Raw genomic sequence first — 19,406 nt, forward strand, 5'->3', positions numbered from 1 at the left:
AATAATATCCGTTTCGACATTCGCTTTTGGGCTTGTCCGAACATCGAATTTGTAGATGTCCAATGCATCATTCATCGTTTTGAAAACTACTCTCTTAAACTCAGACTTAGCTTTACGGTACTCAAAACTGTGATGATTACGCTCTACAACAGACGCATGAGTGGTATACATGGTGCGGGTATACTCACGAGTGGCATACTCGCTATTGATCTGAGAACTATCTATGAGTAAGTGCTTGAGCGGTTTTTTATATGGAAGGATAGTCTCGTCCGTGAAGGTTAGAAAACGGATGCTATAGTACTCAAAAGGAAAGTTATCGTGCCTCTCAGCTAAAATCGTCTGAATTTCTTGTGTGTATTTATCAACAGGCTTGCATACCAACTTGATGCCTAAGTGATCTATGCCCTTGCTATTATTACGGCCATCTAGTTCGTGGTGGCCTTCAATCCCATCTAGGTATACCTCTATCAGCAGCTCAGGTAGTTCGACGATTTTTCTCTCACCTTTCAGGAATTCCGAGATACATTCCATATTGAAAAGGGTTTCAAGACCGAGCGATTCTACCTTACTTCGACTGGCGTTGAGCACGATATCAATTGCCTGGAGCACCGAACTTTTGCCAGCTTCATTGCCGCCAACCAGAATATTTAATTCGGGATCGAATTCTAATTCAAGATTTTTAAATCGTTTGAAGTTTTTCAGAACCAATCTGCGTATTATTGCCACCAGATTTCCTTCCTATGCGAAATTTTGATTTACCCTAAATAAGAGATATCCCCATCAATCTCTTGAAAGAAGTTTCACAATCCACTTTGGCTCATCGATCATAAGGGATTTATCGATCTCAATATTTGAGATACGTTCGTTATATGTACGTATCAAATGAGCAACTCCCTTGCGTATTCTATCACTTTCATAGATAGCAATTTCTTCAATATTAGTACCAATGAAAACTTCTGCTGCTTGAACGGAGATTTGGTCAGACATGCCAACGTTTTCAGCCATTTGACGAGCAGCCAATACCTTACTTTCCAGCGTCAGTATTACAGGTCGGTAACCAGCTCTCTTGTTTTCAACGCAGCGAGAAACAAGCTTTTCCATAGGGGCTGTAGTGACATGAAATGCTGTCGTTCCAACTTGAAAATCACCTTCCCGATCGGTTTGCATATCTGCTGCATTAGCTCGGTCGAGGCCGATCTTAATTTCTGGAAAACGCAATTGTAATTTCGCACCAATTAGATGTTGGAGAACAACCCCGGTGGGTTTATCAGAACGTTCAGCCGCTGCATCCAGAATATCAGAAATGATCGATGATACTGGTTTGGTGGTTTCAATATCGACCGTAATTCTTTGTTTATCGAAATAATCAATGCGAACACAGTTTGTGAAGAAATCTTCAAGCAACAAAGAGAGATGATTAGTGTCCAACGTAGCTCCAGAAGAGCGATTGATGCCATTCATAGCGTCGCGAAATGAAACCGCTAAGTGGATCGTTCCTCTCGATGTTCTCCCACCCTCTCGTGTAAATAGACGGGTCTCGCCATGCTGTTCAAGAATCTTGGCGATAGTGTTGCCACTTAAACCACGAACCTGGCTCCTACCCTCGCTGTAAAGTCGGCCATCATCGACGGGAAAACCATCAGCGATCATGCGTGAAACCACAAGCCCCACGTTCATGACATTGGTATTTATGGAGCCATTTTGTGCCCGCTGGCTTTCATACCACGCTTTAGCTGCATTCAAATACTGCTCAATAAGAGTATCTTTCTCACCCATTTATTATTTTTCCATCGAACATCTGAATACTAACCAGGTGTGGAATGAGCATGTGCTTGGCGATCCATCCGACAACAGGTACAGCAACGGCATCACCAAACCCATAATGAACTTGTGAATCGCGCATATTATCAAGAGAATACCAACCGGCCCCCATCAGACGTGCATATTCTAGTCCAGTCATCCACCTGATTTTCACACTGCCGCCGCCCATAATTACTACCGCTTGCTTTGATGAACCACCACGTGCGGTACGCAAACAACCAGAGACATCTTCGGCTCGCATTTCCCATACAGGAATTCCGTTCCGGGTACGACGATAAGCTGTTCGGGCAGTCATGTTTGGTAATTCGATAAATGCTTCCAACCGTTCTCGTTGGACTGGAGCCATTGAGTCTACAAATCGTTTAACCCGATCGCCTCCCCACCATCTAGGGTCATTATGCGGCATTTGTTCTATTTCACGGGTTAAACCTTCGCTGAGTAAATCTGGTGCTTTTGGTAGCGGCATCATAAAAGTACGAACTTCAGCGTCTTCATGAAGCCAAGCAAGCCAATCAGGGCGTAAGCAAGTATCTTGCTCCCCGCCGTCAATAGGATACTGAGCGCCAATTAGGAATAAACGTGGGCGTGATTGCGGGATAAAGCGGCGAGCATCTAGAGTAATGGCATCTACAGCATAACCTAGTGAATTGAACTCCTTGGCTGCCGCACGCAAATCTTCACGATTATGAGATGAAGCAAGACCAGTCACATTCTCCAGGGCTATAACTTTAGGTTTTCGCTCTTTCATCTCTGCTATCAGACGAGTAAACCCAAAAAAAGCAGATGATTCACGTCCACCACGTAAACCGGCCCTTTTTCCTGCAAGGCTGAGATCTGTACACGGTGAAGAGGACCATGCAACATCTACAGTTGGTAGATCATCGCCACAAAGCGAATGCACATCAGCCAGCAAAAGCTCGTTGCCTCCCCACTGGCCTTCGTACATAGCCTTTTTATTAATGTCGTAGTCATTAGCCCAAAGAGTTTTTATACCAGCGAGTTCCAAACCTGCCCTTGCCAGGCCGATACCAGCAAAAAACTCTAAAGCTGTCCAATCGTGTTGACGGCGAAGCGGCACTATATTCACTTGGTTCCTCCTTCAATTCGCCCCGTATCATCCCATAAACAGGTTCATTAGTCACATACAGGACAAAGGTTGCTTCAGCTTTTGATTAAACGCTGCCTCCCGCGCTTTTGCTTCCCTTACTTCATTCATCCAACAATTCAGTAGAGCTATCGGGTTATTGATAAAGTGCTGGTTTTTTTATCCGGCCCGTTGTTTTAATTAACCTGAATACTGGTTAAGCCGTCACTAACATATTCATTTCTGAGCGGGAAATATTCAGTGACGGTTTGTTCTCTTTGAGACAATAAGCGATGAGTCCACCCAACACATTCAACATTAATACCTGTACACTATGATGCCGTGAATGCTCTATCTGAGAAATATTCTTTAACTGATCATTTGATGGTTTATATGATGAAACGCTTTGATAACATCACCGTATCCCACACTGAGAGCGCTTTTGCCTTCATGTGCGCTGACGATTTCCTTTCTCAATACCCTGTTGTTTCCAGGATGGAATGAACACACGGCAAAAATCATCGACATCGCAGAAGAGTTCAACTAATTTATTCATGCCTGTTCCTCATACGTTCTCTTTTTTCTTGGTCGGAGATTTTGATTTTGGAACAGGCATTTAGTTCCATTTTTTATCCAGAGTTCAGGTTAGTTAAATAATCTGAAATGTTGTGCCAGATAAAAGTAAAGTAGCATATCCGCTCTTTACTTAAGGCGTTCATCTGGCTGATCATCGTGTTAAATAGAGTGAGGGCTTATGGCTGATACAGATATTCGAGTTGCTATTGTTGGCGCTGGTGGGCGTATGGGACGTCAGTTGATTCGGGCTATTTATCAATTAGATGGTGTGGCTCTTGGCGCAGCTTTGGAACGTTCAGGCTCTTCTCTGATTGGTGCAGATGCCGGAGAGTTAGCGGGTATTGGTCATGCAGGTGTGACTGTTTGTGATGACTTGAAAAGTATCGTTGATAATTTTGATGTCCTTATCGATTTTACCCGTCCGGAAGGAACGTTGGCTCATCTTGAAATTTGTCGCCAGAACAGTAAAGCGATAGTGATCGGTACAACTGGCTTCGATGAGGCTGGTAAGCAGTCAATTAAAGAAGCTTCTGCTGATATCCCGATTGTTTTTGCCGCGAATTTCAGCGTGGGTGTGAATCTGGTACTTAAGTTATTGGAAAAAGCAGCGAAAGTGATGGGTGAGTATAGCGATATCGAAATTATCGAAGCGCATCACCATCATAAAGTGGATGCGCCATCAGGAACAGCTTTAGCAATGGGAGAATCTATTGCGCATGCTTTGGGACGGGATCTTAAAACGTGTGCTGTCTATGCCCGTGAAGGTTATACCGGTGAGCGTGATGCGAAAAGTATTGGTTTTGCGACTATTCGTGCCGGGGATATCGTGGGTGAGCATACCGCTATGTTTGCAGATATTGGGGAGAGAGTAGAGATAACTCACAAGGCTTCCAGTCGGATGACGTTTGCAAATGGCGCTGTAAAGGCTGCTTTATGGCTAAATGGTAAAAATAGTGGTCTTTTTGATATGAAAGATGTGTTGAATCTCGATTTACTTTGAAAGAAAATTTTTTTAATTTATTGATATCGCATAATTAAATATTTCATTATGCGATTTTCAATTTCTTTATTTAATTTTATTATTTTTTGGTCTATTTTTTCTATTTTTGTCTTATTCCCAACCTTAATTTTCTGCTTTTTTCTCCTTTCCATGATTATTTTCAGCTTTTCATCTGATAATCAAGTTTTCTATGCTGATTACCGTTTTCTGAATTAGTTTTGTTGCTGTTTTTAGTCTTATTTTATTAATTTACTCAGTGAAATGTGTAAAAAAATAAGAAAAGTAACATTTTTTGTAGACAACACACCTTCTCATCATTAGAATGCGCGCAATTTGCCAAAATTTTGCCTAAAAAGCAGCTTTGGCATTGATTTTGAGGAACAAATCTGAATTAATATGCACTAATTGCGAGTAATTATTCTTTGGAGGGTGTTTTGATTAAGTCAGCTATATTGGTTCTGGAAGACGGAACCCAATTCCACGGTCGTGCCATCGGTGCGGAAGGGGCGGCAGTTGGGGAAGTGGTTTTCAATACCTCGATGACCGGATATCAAGAAATTCTCACAGACCCTTCCTATTCCCGCCAAATTGTCACTCTTACTTATCCCCATATTGGTAATGTCGGTGTTAACTCAGTCGATAAAGAATCATTAAAAGTACAGGCCCAAGGGCTAGTGATTCGTGATCTACCTCTGTTAACCAGTAACTTCCGCTGCGAAGAAACGCTTTCCGATTACCTTAAACGCCATAATATTGTTGCGATAGCAGATATCGATACCCGTAAACTTACGCGTTTGCTAAGAGAAAAGGGTTCACAGAATGGTTGTATTATAGCAGGTAAACAGGTTGACGCTCAGATTGCACTGGAAAAAGCGCAAGCGTTTCCGGGACTGGAGGGGATGGATTTAGCAAAAGAGGTGACAACTAAACAGATTTATCCGTGGTTACAGGGGAGCTGGACGCTGGCGGGGGGATTACCGGAAGATAAGCAAGAGCAGGATCTACCTTATCATGTTGTTGCTTATGACTTTGGTGCAAAACGTAATATTTTGCGAATGCTGGTGGATCGTGGCTGCCGCCTGACAGTTGTTCCTGCCCAGACATCGGCTGAGGATGTACTGAAACTGAATCCAGATGGTATTTTCTTATCTAATGGACCGGGGGATCCGGCACCTTGTGACTATGCAATCGAAGCAATCAAAACCTTGCTTGAGACAGAGATTCCAATCTTTGGTATCTGTCTTGGACACCAATTGCTGGCACTAGCGAGTGGTGCTGAAACCATGAAAATGAAATTCGGCCATCATGGTGGAAACCATCCGGTAAAAGATCTTGAATGTAATGTTGTCATGATCACTGCCCAAAACCACGGTTTTGCTGTAGATGAAGAATCACTGCCGTCAAATCTGAATGTTACTCATAAATCTCTGTTTGACGGTACGTTGCAAGGGATTCATCGTACGGATAAGCCTGCATTTAGTTTCCAGGGACACCCAGAAGCCAGCCCAGGTCCACATGAAACCGCATCGTTATTTGATCACTTTATTGACCTAATTGAACAGTATTGTCAGAAAAATAACCGTCATAACACCAAGTAATCAGGAGAAAATAAAATGGCAAAACGTACTGATATTAAAAGTATCCTGATCCTGGGAGCGGGCCCAATTGTTATTGGTCAGGCTTGTGAATTCGACTACTCAGGAGCACAAGCTTGTAAAGCGTTACGGGAAGAAGGTTATCGTGTTGTTCTGGTGAACTCGAACCCTGCTACCATTATGACTGATCCAGAAATGGCCGATGCCACTTATATTGAGCCGATCCACTGGGAAGTGGTGCGTAAAATTATTGAAAAAGAGCGTCCTGATGCGATTCTGCCAACAATGGGCGGACAAACTGCACTCAACTGTGCGCTAGAGCTGGAGCGTCAGGGAGTACTGGAAGAGTTTGGCGTTACCATGATTGGTGCTACCGCCGATGCGATTGACAAAGCGGAAGATCGCCGCCGCTTCGATATAGCAATGAAAAAGATCGGCTTGGAAACGCCGCGTTCTGGTATCGCCCATTCAATGGAAGAAGCGCTGGCAGTTGCTGATAAAGTCGGTTTTCCTTGTATTATCCGTCCTTCCTTTACTATGGGGGGAAGCGGTGGTGGTATTGCTTATAACCGTGAAGAATTCGAGGAAATTTGTGAGCGTGGCCTGGATCTTTCACCAACCAACGAACTTTTGATTGATGAATCTCTGATTGGTTGGAAAGAGTATGAAATGGAGGTCGTGCGGGATAAAAATGATAACTGTATTATCGTCTGCTCGATTGAAAACTTTGATGCGATGGGGATTCACACCGGTGATTCCATTACAGTTGCCCCGGCGCAAACGCTGACGGATAAAGAGTATCAAATCATGCGTAACGCTTCGATGGCGGTATTGCGTGAAATCGGTGTAGAAACTGGGGGATCTAACGTACAGTTTGCAGTGAACCCAAAAAATGGCCGTTTAGTTATCATCGAAATGAATCCACGTGTTTCCCGCTCTTCTGCGCTGGCTTCGAAAGCGACAGGTTTCCCGATCGCTAAAATTGCCGCTAAATTGGCTGTGGGCTATACCCTTGACGAATTGATGAATGATATCACTGGCGGCCGCACACCAGCTTCCTTTGAACCTTCTATCGACTACGTAGTTACTAAGGTTCCTCGCTTTAATTTCGAGAAATTTGCTGGTGCCAATGATCGTCTGACAACCCAGATGAAATCTGTTGGTGAGGTGATGGCGATTGGTCGTACTCAGCAAGAATCTCTGCAAAAAGCATTGCGTGGTTTGGAAATCGGCGCGACCGGTTTTGATCCGAAAGTCAATTTAGATGATCCAGAAGCATTGACTAAAATTCGTCGCGAATTAAAAGATGCGGGTGCTGAACGTATCTGGTATATCGCTGATGCTTTCCGTGCGGGGATGTCGGTTGATGGTGTGTTTAACCTGACTGATATTGATCGCTGGTTCTTAGTGCAAATTGAAGAGCTGGTGCGATTGGAAGAGCAGGTGGCGGATCAGGGCATTAACAGCTTGACGGCTGACTTCCTGCGTCATCTGAAACGCAAAGGTTTTGCTGATGCACGTCTGGCGAAACTGGTTGGTGTGGCCGAAAAAGAGATCCGTAAGCTGCGCCACAAATATAATCTGTATCCGGTTTATAAACGCGTTGATACCTGTGCGGCAGAATTTGCGACTGATACGGCATACATGTATTCCACTTATGAAGATGAGTGTGAGGCCAATCCGAATAGTGACAAGCCAAAAATCATGGTATTGGGTGGTGGTCCTAATCGTATTGGGCAAGGGATTGAATTCGATTATTGCTGTGTTCATGCAGCCTTGGCACTGCGTGAAGATGGGTATGAAACCATCATGGTGAACTGTAACCCTGAAACCGTTTCAACAGATTACGATACTTCGGACCGTCTCTATTTCGAACCGGTGACTTTGGAAGATGTTCTTGAGATTGTACGTGTTGAGCAGCCAAAAGGGGTGATTGTTCAGTATGGTGGTCAGACTCCGCTGAAATTGGCGCGTGAACTGGAAATCGCCGGTGTTCCCATTATTGGTACCAGCCCGGATGCGATTGATCGTGCGGAAGATCGTGAACGTTTCAAACAGGCAGTAAATCGCCTTGGCCTGAAACAGCCTGAAAATGCTACAGTAACCACGATAGAACGCGCAGTTGAGAAGGCAAGCATTCTCGGTTATCCGCTGGTGGTTCGTCCATCCTATGTTTTGGGTGGCCGTGCGATGGAAATCGTCTATGACGAAGCTGACCTACGTCGTTACTTCCAGACGGCGGTCAATGTCTCTAATGATGCCCCAGTATTGCTTGATTGTTTCCTTGATGATGCCGTGGAAGTGGACGTTGACGCTATCTGTGATGGTGAGCGTGTATTGATCGGCGGTATTATGGAACATATTGAACAAGCAGGTGTGCATTCCGGCGATTCAGCTTGTTCACTGCCTGCTTACACTCTAAGTCAGGAAATTCAGGACGTTATGCGTCAGCAGGTAGAAAAACTGGCGTTTGAATTAGGTGTGCGTGGTTTGATGAATGTCCAGTTTGCCGTCAAGAATGACGAAGTTTATCTGATTGAAGTTAACCCGCGTGCAGCTCGTACTGTGCCATTTGTTTCTAAAGCGACCGGTTTACCACTGGCGAAAGTTGCGGCGCGAGTGATGGTTGGTCAATCTCTGGCTGAGCAAGGCGCAACTCAGGAGATCATTCCTCCATACTATTCGGTGAAAGAGGTTGTATTGCCTTTCAACAAATTCCCGGGTGTGGACCCGATTCTTGGGCCTGAAATGCGGTCAACCGGAGAAGTAATGGGAGTTGGGCGTACATTTGCCGAAGCTTTCTCAAAAGCACTATTGGGGTGTAGTGCCAAAATGCCACAAAGTGGTAGAGCGCTTCTGTCAGTGCGTGAAGGTGATAAAGGCCGGGTTGTGGATTTGGCCGCTAAGTTGCTGAAACAGGGCTTTGAACTGGATGCGACTCATGGTACTGCGGTTGTGCTCGGTGAGGCGGGGATTAACCCTCGTCTGGTGAATAAAGTTCACGAAGGGCGTCCGCATATTCAGGATAGAATCAAAAATGGTGAATATAGCTATATTGTAAACACGACTGCCGGTCGTCAGGCAATTGAGGATTCCAAACTTATTCGCCGTAGTGCACTGCAATATAAAGTACATTATGACACTACGTTAAATGGTGGATTTGCGACAACAATGGCACTGAGTGCCGATCCAACTGAGCAGGTGATTTCTGTACAAGAAATGCATGCGCAGATTAATAGCTAGTTTCTATTCTGATTAATTGAAGTAATAAAAAGGTGCGCTCTGTTAAGCGCACTTTTTTATGTTTATTGAAAAATTAAAGAGAAAAAATCACTGTCTGCTATCCCAGCGCCACTTTGACACCTAAGCCAATCAAAACAATGCCTAGTAGTTTATCGATAATCTTCTGAGTCTTAGCTAACCCACGGCGTACCGGGGCACTTTGGATCAATATGACTAATAGTGGCCAATAGATAACCGCCAATCCCCAGATAATAGAGGCATACCACAATTTTTCACCAACACCCGAATTAACATTTAGCAACTGAGTAAATATTGCTAGGAAGAACAACGTTGCCTTGGGATTGAGCAAATTACATAAAAACCCCTGCATAAATGCTTTCTTAAAAGTGACAATCTGTCGTGGCTGATTGTCTAGGGAGATGCTATTGCTACCGCGAGAAAACAGGCTATTGATCCCAATCCAAATAAGATAAGCCGCTCCGGCGTATTTCATCAGATTAAATAGCCACGGTGTTGTGCTGATAACAATAGCCAACCCGGCGACACAGTAAGCCATATGGCAAGCGATAGCGGCGATTAAGCCTACAACTGTCATCATGGCGGCAGAACGTTGGTAACGTATGGCATTTTTGACTACCAAAAAGAAATCAGGACCGGGAGAGAGCATACCCAACGTTGAGATAGTGATGACGACTAGTGATGTTTCCAGCATAATGTACCCTATAGTTAATATTAGTTTTGTTATTATTTTGATCAATAAATGTCTTAAGTAATAAACCAAGTATAAATTAATTTTTTGTACTTAAGAAGGTGTTGAGCCTATCGACTGGGTACATCCCTTTCCGTATAGTGTCATCAATTTTTATACTATTTGCCTATAAGGTGGCTTAATGAATATCAGCTTGATCGCTGCTTTAGCTATGGATCGGGTTATCGGCATGGAGAGTAAAATGCCGTGGAATCTGCCAGGGGATTTAGCCTGGTTTAAACGTAATACATTGAATAAACCCGTTATTATGGGGAGAGTGACTTATGAATCCATAGGTCACCCGTTGCCGGGAAGACTCAATATTGTATTGAGTAATCAGCCGGGTAATGATGAACGTGTAACCTGGGTAAGCTCAGTTGATGAAGCACTGGCTGCGGCGGGTAATGCAGAAGAGATTATGGTCATGGGTGGCGGTAAAGTTTATGACCAATTTATTTCACGAGCGAGTCGGATGTACTTAACGCACATCGATGCAGAAGTGATCGGTGATACGCATTTTCCTGACTATGAACCGGATGAATGGGATTCTGAATTTACTGAATACCATGACGCCGATGAATTAAATTCTCACAGTTATTGTTTTGAGATTTTACAACGTCGCCTCTAATTGATGGAACACGCCGATGAGCTTTTTTCACGGCGTGTCTGGTTTTAATGCTGTTTTACTACGATAACGATGATTGTGTGAAGTATTGTTTATCTTCCCAACGTAGCATTGTCAGTTTTCCTCCCCAACAACAACCTGTATCCAATGCATAAAATCCGTCGGGTGTTCCCTGGCCTTCTAATGATGCCCAGTGACCGAAAACGATGGCATACTCTGATGAGATCCGGCGTGGCAGTTCGAACCAAGGCTTCAATGGCGCAGGGGCGTTTTCGGGCTTATCTTTGCACAACATGTCCAACTGACCATTTGGAAAACAGTAACGCATACGGGTCAATGTATTGGTACTGAAACGCAAACGTGCCAGTCCAGAGAGTTCTGGTGACCAGTTGTTTGGCATATCCCCATACATGGAATTGAGAAACAGAGGGTAACTGCTACTGTTGAGCATAGTTTCAACTTCGCTGGCGCACATTTTGGCTGTTTCCAAATCCCATTGAGGCGTAATGCCTGCATGTGTCATGAGCAGTTTTAGATCATCATCGTACTGTAGTAACGGTTGTTTGCGTAGCCAATTAATTAATTCATCGGCATCTGGCGCAGACAGTAATGTATCAATTTTATCTTTAGGTTTATTACGGCTGATCCCGGCATAAACTCCTAATAAATGGAGATCGTGATTGCCTAATACCACTTTTGCGGCTGAACCTAACTGTTTAACATACCTAAGAACTTTAACAGAGTCCGGGCCACGGGCAACTAAATCTCCCGTTAACCACAATGTGTCCTTTTTAGGATCAAAATCGACTTTAGTTAATAAAGCTCGTAATTCATGATAGCAGCCATGAATATCACCAATGAGATATGTAGACATAATTAATTAATCAGCGTTGGGATAGCCAGACGGAAAACCGGAATGGCAACACGAAATGGCTCACCGTTATGGTCGATCATTTCATAATGGCCTTCCATAGTACCCAAAGGTGTTTCCAATATCGCGCCGCTAGTGTAACGGTATTCGGTACCTGGCTGAATTATGGGTTGCTCACCAACAACGCCTTCCCCCTGAACTTCCGTTTGATGGCCATCACTGTTGGTGATCAGCCAGTAACGATTAATTAACTGGACCGGTTCGCGCCCAAGATTTCGGATAGTGATTGTATAGGCAAAAACAAAACGCCGTTGATCGGGACACGATTGGCTTTCAACATAAACACTTTGTACCTGAATAGAAACCCTGGGCGTATTAATCATAATTGACTCCTGTTATGACTGCATTTCAGGTTGTTCTGATAGCCAGTTTGCCATTTTACAGTACTGCTCAACAGAAATATTCTCTGCGCGAGTACTTGGATCGATACCAAGTTCTGTTAGCTGTTCTACAGTAAAAAGATCACCGAGGCTGTTACGGATGGTTTTACGCCGTTGGTTGAAAGCTTGAGTCGTGATCCGGCTCAGCATACGAATATTTTTGACGGGGTGAGGTATGCTTTTGTGCGGTATCAGACGTACAACGGCTGAATCGACTTTAGGTGCGGGAGTAAACGCGGTTGGCGGTACTTCCAGCACAGGGATAACCTGACAATAATATTGGGCCATGACACTCAAACGCCCGAAAGCTTTACTTCCGGGACCGGCTACCAGACGGTTCACCACCTCTTTTTGTAACATAAAATGCATATCAGCAATAGCATTAGTATAGCTGAAAAGGTGGAACATTAATGGTGTGGAAATATTATAAGGTAAATTACCAAAGACACGCAGCGGCTCCCCTCTTTGCTGAGACAATTCGCTAAAATTAACAGTCATGGCATCTTGCTGGATAATGGTAAGTTTATCTTTTAATTTTGGATGAATTTGTAGACGAGCGGCTAAATCGCGGTCGAGTTCAACTACGGTCATTTTATCCATGCGCTCGCCGACGGGTTCTGTCAATGCACCAAGACCGGGGCCAATTTCTAACACTGATTGGCCGGGTTGTGGATTGATAGCGGCAACAATACTATCAATGACAAATTGATCGGTTAGGAAGTTCTGCCCGAAACGTTTACGGGCAAAGTGCCCTTGGTGGACTCTGTTATTCATTACTGTTTTGTATCATTTTAATTGCTAAATTCAATGCGGTGATAAAGCTTCCCACATCAGCTTGACCTGTTCCGGCCAGTTCCAGTGCTGTGCCATGATCGACCGAAGTACGGATAAATGGCAGACCTAATGTAATATTCACTGCTCTGCCAAAACCTTGGTATTTTAACACGGGTAATCCCTGGTCGTGATACATCGAGAGCACGGCGTCTGCATGTTGAAGATATTTAGGTTGAAACAGGGTATCTGCCGGTAGAGGGCCTTCCAGTACGATGCCTTCTGCTCTCAGACTGGCTAACGCAGGAATAATAACATCAATCTCTTCCCGTCCCATATGGCCGCCTTCTCCCGCATGGGGATTCAGACCGCAGACATAAATACAGGGTTTTGCCAGGCCGAACTTTGTTTTCAAGTCATAGTTAAGAATAGTAATCACTTCCCGCAGACTATCGAAAGTGATGGACTTTGGTATATCAACAATAGGCAGATGAGTCGTAGCCAGGGCAACCCGAAGTTCTTCTGTTGCAAGCATCATGACAACTCGCTGGCATCCACTGCGATCGGCAAAGAATTCGGTATGGCCGATAAAAGGCACGCCGGCATCATTGATATTCCCTTTATGAACCGGTCCTGTAACTAATGCTGAAAATTCTCCGTTTAAACAGCCATCACAGGCTCGTGCCAGTGTTTCGGTGACATATCTGCCGTTTTCTTGATTCAATTCACCGGCGATTGCGGGAGCATGAAGAGGAACTGGCAATATTGTCAACGTCCCGGCAGCCTGTGGTTCGGGGGTTTTGTCAGCAGAGTATTCTTGTAATTGCAAAGGTAAATTAAGTTGTCTGGCTCTGTCGAGAAGCAGGTTGGGGTCTGCGCAAGCGACCAATTGCATTGGCCAACTTTGTTGAGCGAGAGCAACCGTTAAATCGGGTCCAACCCCGGCAGGTTCGCCGGGGGTAATAACAATTGGTTTATTGATAATAATCGGTTTATTGTTGTGCATCGCTGCCATCTAAAATTTTCACATAAGCTGAGGCGCGTTGTTCCTGCATCCAGCTTTGTGCTTCTTCGGTGAATTTACGGTTGAACAACATACGGTAAGCGCGATCTTTCTGAGCGGCATCTGTTTTATCAACTTTGCGGGTATCCAGTAGTTGGATCAGATGCCAGCCAAAAGATGAGTGAACAGGTTGGCTGATTTCACCTTTATTCAGGCGCATTAACGCATCACGGAAAGCAGGATCGTAGATATCAGGGGTAGTCCAGCCGAGATCGCCACCACGTAGGGCTGAGCCAGGGTCGTCTGAAAACTCTTTTGCGGCATCGGCAAAATCAGTTTTTCCGCTGCGAATATCACTGGCGATTTGCTGCAACTTGGTGCGAGCCTGATCATCGGTCATGACAGGAGAAGTTCTCAATAGAATATGGCGGGCATGAACTTCAGTGACGGCGATGGTTGGGTTACCGCCACGGATATCATTAACTTTGAGAATATGGAAACCCACACCGGAACGGATTGGGCCAACGATGGCTCCTTTCGGAGCTGATTGCAGTTGCTCAGCAAACAGGGTTGGTAATTCTTCAAGCCTGCTCCAACCCATGTTGCCGCCTTTCAGCGCTTGTGGATCAGCAGAGTAGGCGATAGCCAATTTACCGAAATCAACGCCATGTTTAAGTTCAGACATAATTTTCTGTACTATCGTCATGGCTTTTTCCATTTGTGCCTGATCAGGGTTTTCTGGCAATGGGATCAGAATATGGCTGATATTCAATTCAGTATCGTTGGTATTCTGGCTGCTAATTTGTTTAACTAAGGCGTCGATCTCTTGAGGCAAAATGGTGACACGACGGCGAACTTCATTGTTACGTACTTCTGCTATCTGCATCTCTTTACGAATTCGATTACGGTAAGTATCGAAACTCATGCCATCGGCAGCGATACGATGTTTCATTTGATCCACGGTGATGTGGTTCTGGGCTGCGATATTGGCAATGGTAGAATCTAGCGCTTGATCGGGAATGGTGATCCCCATCTGTTTTGCCATTTGCAGCAGGATATTATCCATAATCAGACGCTCAAGGATCTGATGACGAAGTATTTGTTCGTCCGGTATCTGTTGGCCTGCATGTTGCGCATCCAGTTTAACAGTCTGTAAAAGGTTGTTGATGTCACTTTCCAGTACCACTCCGTTATTAACGACCGCAGCAATTTTATCCATTTGCTGAGGCGCAGCGAAGGCAGTAGTCACTGAAAGCATCAATCCGAAAATGAGAGTTCTCCAGTTCTTCATACTTTTCCCATCATATGTAGGTTCCACAATAGCGGATTTATCATGTTTAATATCAAAATGCACGTTGGTATGGCATGATGCCAGATTGCAACATTTTCTTGCTACCCAGACTATGATTGTTACTTAAGCCACGAAGTTCAAAGTTAAATGACCATTTGTTGTCATATTCACTATTGTTGTCTTTCCAACCAACGATTTTGCGCTCATAGCCAACGTTAACTGCCCAGCAACAAGTGTTGTACTGCAAACCCACTAACTGGCTTGCCGGTTGCTGTTCTTTGGTATCATAGTAGTAAGCACCTACGAAACCCCAGCGATCACTTAACGGCCAACTTGCAACCAGACCAACTTGGGAAATCCCTTGTTGGAAAGCCGGAGCACTCTTAGCTGTAGCTTGGATATAATCTCTGTCAACAAAACGATAATTCAACTGCACAAGTCGGTCTTCATCACGGCGATATTCTAGTACTGCATTTCCCATTGTTACGCTGCTCAGGCGAGTATCGTATTGCATACCCCCTTTCAAGCCCCAGGAATCATTAATTTTCCAGTAAGTATCACCTGCCCAAGTCATCATACCTGTACTATCTTTACTGTTGATGATGGTTTCTTTACCGGTGCGTGGACGTTCAAAGTAATAGATTTGACCTAATGACAGGTTAAAACGTTCAACTAAACCTTCATCATAAAGGCGGGTAGTAAGACCGGTAGTCACTTGATTGGCAGATGAAATACGGTCCAGGCCACCATAAAAGCGGTCACGGAACAGGCCGGTATAATCAGTTTGTAATAAAGATGAGTCGAAATTATTGATATTATCTTGGTCTTTGTATGGCACATACAGATACTGAACTTGCGGTTCTAGCGTTTGGGTGTAATTGCTGTTCAGGTATGTTGAACGTTCAAACACCATTTTGGCTTCGCTTTTGAACTGTGGCAGAACCCGGTTAACAGATTCTTTATATTCAGCGTTCTCAGGAGATTTAGGAATATCTTGCTGATAGTGAGTCGCCATCAGCTTAACTTCATTATTCATACTGGACCAGCCATTGGAGAGTGGCAGGTTAATGGAGGGTTCCAGATGCCAGCGAGTTGCTTCTGGGTTGTTTTTACCTACGCTGGTGAATTTTGCCGCCTGACCATAGACTTTCAGGTCAAATGGTCCCAGATCATTTTTGTAATAATTCAGATCTAACTGTGGTTCAGCTCTGTAAGCTTTTCTACTGGTATCTTTAGAAAAAATCTGGAACTGTTTAGTTGATAGCGTGGCATTCCAGTTCTGTTGAGCATAGCCCAGACTGAATTTTTGCGTGGCATAGCCATCAGTGGTAGAGCCATATTGAGAGCTGAAATCAGAAAAATATTCGGGATCACTGACTTTGGTATAGTCGATATTAAAACGCCATACCCTATCCATCACACCGCTGTGTCTCCAATAGAATAACCAGCGATTATCACTTTCTCTGGCGGTACGTGTGTTTGTCTTTTTGTCTTTGACATATTGCTCATCGTTATTCAGCCAGTCGAGAGCAAGAGTACCTATACCTGCTTTAGTTAAGTAGCGGAATTCATTATCCAGTTTTAAACCACGCCTACTGAGATAGTGCGGTGTAATCGTCGCATCATAATTCGGTGCAATATTCCAGTAATAAGGTAGCTGAAATTCAAAGCCGGCTTTTTTGGAATAGCTGGCGTTAGGAATAAGAAACCCTGAACGGCGTTTATTACCGATCGGTAATTGAAGATACGGACTATAAAATACGGGAATGTTAGCCATTCTGAAACGGGCATTCCATATTTCGGCCACTTCTTCTTCGCGATCGAGAATGACTTCGGAACCGACAACGCTCCAGCTATCATTACCCGGCAGGCAGGAGGTAAAAGTACCATTATCCAGAATGGCATAACGGTTTTCACCACGCAGTTTCATTTTGTCTGCGGTGCCGCGTCCTTGACGCCCGACCATCTGATAATCACCCTGATACATATCGGTATCTTTATTATTTAAATTAGACCAGGCGCGTGGACCTTTTAGAATAATCTGAGGGTCATCATAATGAACATTACCCGTTGCAGTCACGGTTCTTAACGGAACTTCATCTTCTGTTTGATCAAGTTGTACTTTATCTGCGGTTAGGGTCTTATTACCCTGTTTAATATTAACATTACCGATAAATTTAGCAGAACGTGGATAATCTGCGCGTGAATCATCTGCCAGAATATTGATAGGAAGTTGATTGAGATCGCCATGAATTATTGGCTGATCGTAAACAGGTATACCCAGCATACACTGTGCTGCGAGATCAGCATGTGCATGCTGACCATAAAGTGCGGCCCATACCGTTGTGGCCAGCAAAGTTGGATAACATTTCTTCATAGATATTTATGCGGTTCCGTCATCAGTGGCATTATGCCGGGCAAACCTCAAGAGACTAGCGCACTCAATGAATATGCGCCAGTGTAAAGTCATACCTTTACTTATCTTGCCGTTAGGCACGGAGCTGAATGAATAGTATGATAATGCAAAACTACACTCAGAGCATTGGTGAATTGAGGAGTATATGCATTATTGGGGAAAATTGCTTGGGCTGATCTTTGGTGTTGTGTCTGGGGCAGGCTTCTGGGGTATTGTCATTGGTTTGTTTATTGGTCATATGCTTGATAGGGCCAGTGCAAGGAGAAACCAAGGTTTTTTTGCAAATAATCAGTCTCGTCAACTACTATTTTTCAGTAGTACTTTTCAGGTGATGGGACATATTACTAAATCAAAAGGGCGGGTGACTGAAACAGATATCCGGCTTGCGAGCCAGTTAATGGAGCGAATGCAACTTCACGGACAAGCTAGGATAGCAGCACAGCAGGCTTTTCGTGAAGGCAAAGAGCCCAATTTTCCTTTGCGTGAGACACTAAGACAATTGCGTCGTGCCTGTTTTGGCCGGTCTGACTTAATTCGCATGTTTTTGGAGATCCAATTACAGGCTGCATTTTCTGATGGGCAATTGCACCCAAATGAGAGGAAGGTGCTGTTTATTATTGCTGATGAACTTGGTATCTCTCGTAACCAATTTGAACAATTCCTTGCCATGATGGAAGGGGGCCGTAGTTTCGGTGATGGAGGGGAGTGGCAGCAACGGCAGTATGGCGGCTATCAGAGGGCCGCACAGGGGCCAACACTCGCGGACGCTTGTAAAGTGTTGGGTGTGCGTGAAAAGGATGACGCGACGACAATTAAACGCGCCTATCGTAGATTGATGAGTGAACACCACCCGGATAAGCTGGTAGCAAAAGGTTTACCACCGGAAATGATGGAGATTGCTAAACAAAAGGCCCAGTCAATTCAGGCTGCCTATGATCTCATTAAAAAAGAGAAGGGTTTTAAATAGCCTATTTTTTATTTTTAAAAACATGGCACTAAATGTATAGGGGAATAATATCCCCTATGGCTGTTGAGTTTATTTTTTATTTCTCTAAAATATTAGAATATTTTATGTTTTATTTTGTTTTAATTTAGGAGGAATACAAAAAATGGCAAATATCCGTGTTCTTTTGGCTTGTTGTGGCTTGGCCTTGTGTCTGATATTGGCTTCATTGGATTCGGTTACCGTATTTGTCTATTAATCAAAAATCGGCTTTACACTGAAAATGCATTGGTGTTCCATAGACTGGATGTGTGATATATAACTCTTGTGCATGTAATTGCAGGCGAGTTGCCATTGCTCTTGCCTGCTGATGAGCGTAAAACCGATCTCCCAAAATCGGGTGCTCAAGTGCTAGCATATGTACTCTGAGCTGATGTGAACGGCCGGTTATTGGTGAGAGCTTTACTCTGGTTGCCTCATCTTCGTAAGCGAGTACTTCGTATTCAGTCTGAGCTGATTTCCCGGTTTCAAAACACACTTTCTGCTTTGGTCGATTCGGCCAGTCACAAATCAGCGGTAAATCGACAAGACCCGTTTTTGGCTCCAGACGTCCCCAAACCCGTGCAATATAGGTTTTTTCCGGTTCTCGTTCACGGAACTGGCGTTTCAATTCTCGCTCTGCGTCTTTGGTCAATGCAACTACCATTACGCCGCTGGTTGCCATATCTAGCCGGTGAACAGATTCTGCTGCTGGAAACTGTTGTTGTACCCGCGTCATGATACTATCTTTATGTTCTTCTGCCCGACCGGGAACAGAAAGTAACCCGCTAGGTTTATTGACTACGATGATATGTTGATCCTGATAGAGCACATGTAACCAGGGATCGGTAGGAGGGTTATAAGCTTCCATTGAGGCTCCGGTAGCTGAATATTGGGGGAGGCTCGGAATAGGGTGCTTAGTAAAGTTTACCCCATCCCG

The 19,406-nt window shown here is 44.2% G+C and carries 15 protein-coding genes and 2 pseudogenes; 5 read left to right on the forward strand and 12 right to left on the reverse strand.

The window, feature by feature from the left end; genetic code table 11:
* Positions 1–141: 141 nt before the first annotated feature.
* The 4 genes and pseudogenes from EAE91_RS10040 to EAE91_RS10055 form a co-directional block, all read right to left on the reverse strand.
* A pseudogene (locus tag EAE91_RS10040) lies at positions 142–726 on the reverse strand (AAA family ATPase); the annotation flags it as partial.
* A 54-nt stretch (positions 727–780) separates the two neighbouring features.
* Positions 781–1,776, reverse strand: coding sequence for a DUF4928 family protein (locus EAE91_RS10045; RefSeq protein ID WP_214088373.1), 996 nt, complete (start codon positions 1,774–1,776; stop codon positions 781–783).
* Positions 1,769–2,908: a DNA cytosine methyltransferase gene (locus EAE91_RS10050; RefSeq protein WP_214088374.1), complete on the reverse strand. Its 1,140-nt coding sequence runs from the start codon at positions 2,906–2,908 to the stop codon at positions 1,769–1,771. Before EAE91_RS10050 ends, EAE91_RS10045 begins: the two co-directional genes overlap by 8 nt.
* 214 nt (positions 2,909–3,122) lie before the next feature.
* Positions 3,123–3,360 (reverse strand): annotated as a pseudogene (locus EAE91_RS10055) (transposase); the annotation flags it as partial.
* A gap of 299 nt (positions 3,361–3,659) precedes the next feature.
* Here EAE91_RS10055 and dapB point away from each other — a divergent pair.
* From dapB to carB, 3 genes are all read left to right on the forward strand, one after another.
* Positions 3,660–4,481, forward strand: a complete 822-nt coding sequence (dapB, locus tag EAE91_RS10060) for a 4-hydroxy-tetrahydrodipicolinate reductase (RefSeq protein ID WP_214088375.1) — start codon at positions 3,660–3,662, stop codon at positions 4,479–4,481.
* Positions 4,482–4,915: 434 nt separating this feature from the next.
* A complete protein-coding gene (gene carA, locus EAE91_RS10065; protein WP_214088376.1) occupies positions 4,916–6,079 on the forward strand; it encodes a glutamine-hydrolyzing carbamoyl-phosphate synthase small subunit in 1,164 nt (387 codons plus the stop codon).
* A 15-nt stretch (positions 6,080–6,094) separates the two neighbouring features.
* Positions 6,095–9,319, forward strand: a complete 3,225-nt coding sequence (gene carB, locus EAE91_RS10070; RefSeq protein WP_214088377.1) for a carbamoyl-phosphate synthase large subunit — start codon at positions 6,095–6,097, stop codon at positions 9,317–9,319.
* A gap of 97 nt (positions 9,320–9,416) precedes the next feature.
* On the opposite strand, the gene EAE91_RS10075 is transcribed toward carB, so the two are convergent.
* On the reverse strand, positions 9,417–10,031 hold the full coding sequence (locus EAE91_RS10075) for a LysE family transporter (RefSeq protein WP_214088378.1): 615 nt from the start codon (positions 10,029–10,031) through the stop codon (positions 9,417–9,419).
* A 178-nt stretch (positions 10,032–10,209) separates the two neighbouring features.
* Here EAE91_RS10075 and folA point away from each other — a divergent pair, with 178 nt between their 5' ends.
* On the forward strand, positions 10,210–10,695 hold the full coding sequence (folA, locus tag EAE91_RS10080; protein WP_214088379.1) for a type 3 dihydrofolate reductase: 486 nt from the start codon (positions 10,210–10,212) through the stop codon (positions 10,693–10,695).
* A 58-nt stretch (positions 10,696–10,753) separates the two neighbouring features.
* On the opposite strand, the gene apaH is transcribed toward folA, so the two are convergent.
* From apaH to lptD, 6 genes are read right to left on the reverse strand one after another with little or no spacing between them, the layout of a single operon-like run.
* The gene (gene apaH, locus EAE91_RS10085; RefSeq protein WP_214088380.1) at positions 10,754–11,566 is read right to left on the reverse strand and encodes a bis(5'-nucleosyl)-tetraphosphatase (symmetrical) ApaH; all 813 of its coding nucleotides are present in this window, start codon (positions 11,564–11,566) and stop codon (positions 10,754–10,756) included.
* 2 nt (positions 11,567–11,568) lie between these two features.
* On the reverse strand, positions 11,569–11,946 hold the full coding sequence (gene apaG / locus EAE91_RS10090) for a Co2+/Mg2+ efflux protein ApaG (RefSeq protein WP_214088381.1): 378 nt from the start codon (positions 11,944–11,946) through the stop codon (positions 11,569–11,571).
* 12 nt (positions 11,947–11,958) lie between these two features.
* Complete coding sequence (rsmA, locus tag EAE91_RS10095; RefSeq protein WP_214088382.1) at positions 11,959–12,777, reverse strand: 16S rRNA (adenine(1518)-N(6)/adenine(1519)-N(6))-dimethyltransferase RsmA; 819 nt, start codon at positions 12,775–12,777, stop codon at positions 11,959–11,961.
* Entirely contained in the window at positions 12,770–13,789 is a 1,020-nt protein-coding gene (pdxA, locus tag EAE91_RS10100) for a 4-hydroxythreonine-4-phosphate dehydrogenase PdxA (RefSeq protein ID WP_214088383.1), read from the reverse strand. The genes rsmA and pdxA overlap by 8 nt, the downstream gene beginning before the upstream one ends.
* Complete coding sequence (gene surA / locus EAE91_RS10105) at positions 13,767–15,068, reverse strand: peptidylprolyl isomerase SurA (RefSeq protein ID WP_214088384.1); 1,302 nt, start codon at positions 15,066–15,068, stop codon at positions 13,767–13,769. Before surA ends, pdxA begins: the two co-directional genes overlap by 23 nt.
* Positions 15,069–15,120: 52 nt before the next feature.
* Positions 15,121–17,445, reverse strand: a complete 2,325-nt coding sequence (gene lptD / locus EAE91_RS10110; RefSeq protein WP_214088385.1) for an LPS assembly protein LptD — start codon at positions 17,443–17,445, stop codon at positions 15,121–15,123.
* A gap of 184 nt (positions 17,446–17,629) precedes the next feature.
* Here lptD and djlA point away from each other — a divergent pair, with 184 nt between their 5' ends.
* On the forward strand, positions 17,630–18,451 hold the full coding sequence (djlA, locus tag EAE91_RS10115; protein WP_214088386.1) for a co-chaperone DjlA: 822 nt from the start codon (positions 17,630–17,632) through the stop codon (positions 18,449–18,451).
* Between the two features lie 235 nt (positions 18,452–18,686).
* Here djlA and rluA read toward each other — a convergent pair whose 3' ends face one another.
* Complete coding sequence (gene rluA / locus EAE91_RS10120; protein ID WP_214088387.1) at positions 18,687–19,337, reverse strand: bifunctional tRNA pseudouridine(32) synthase/23S rRNA pseudouridine(746) synthase RluA; 651 nt, start codon at positions 19,335–19,337, stop codon at positions 18,687–18,689.
* Between the last annotated feature and the right edge of the window lie 69 nt (positions 19,338–19,406).

The organism is Photorhabdus noenieputensis, assembly GCF_018448935.1.
GTDB classification, from domain to species: domain Bacteria; phylum Pseudomonadota; class Gammaproteobacteria; order Enterobacterales; family Enterobacteriaceae; genus Photorhabdus; species Photorhabdus noenieputensis.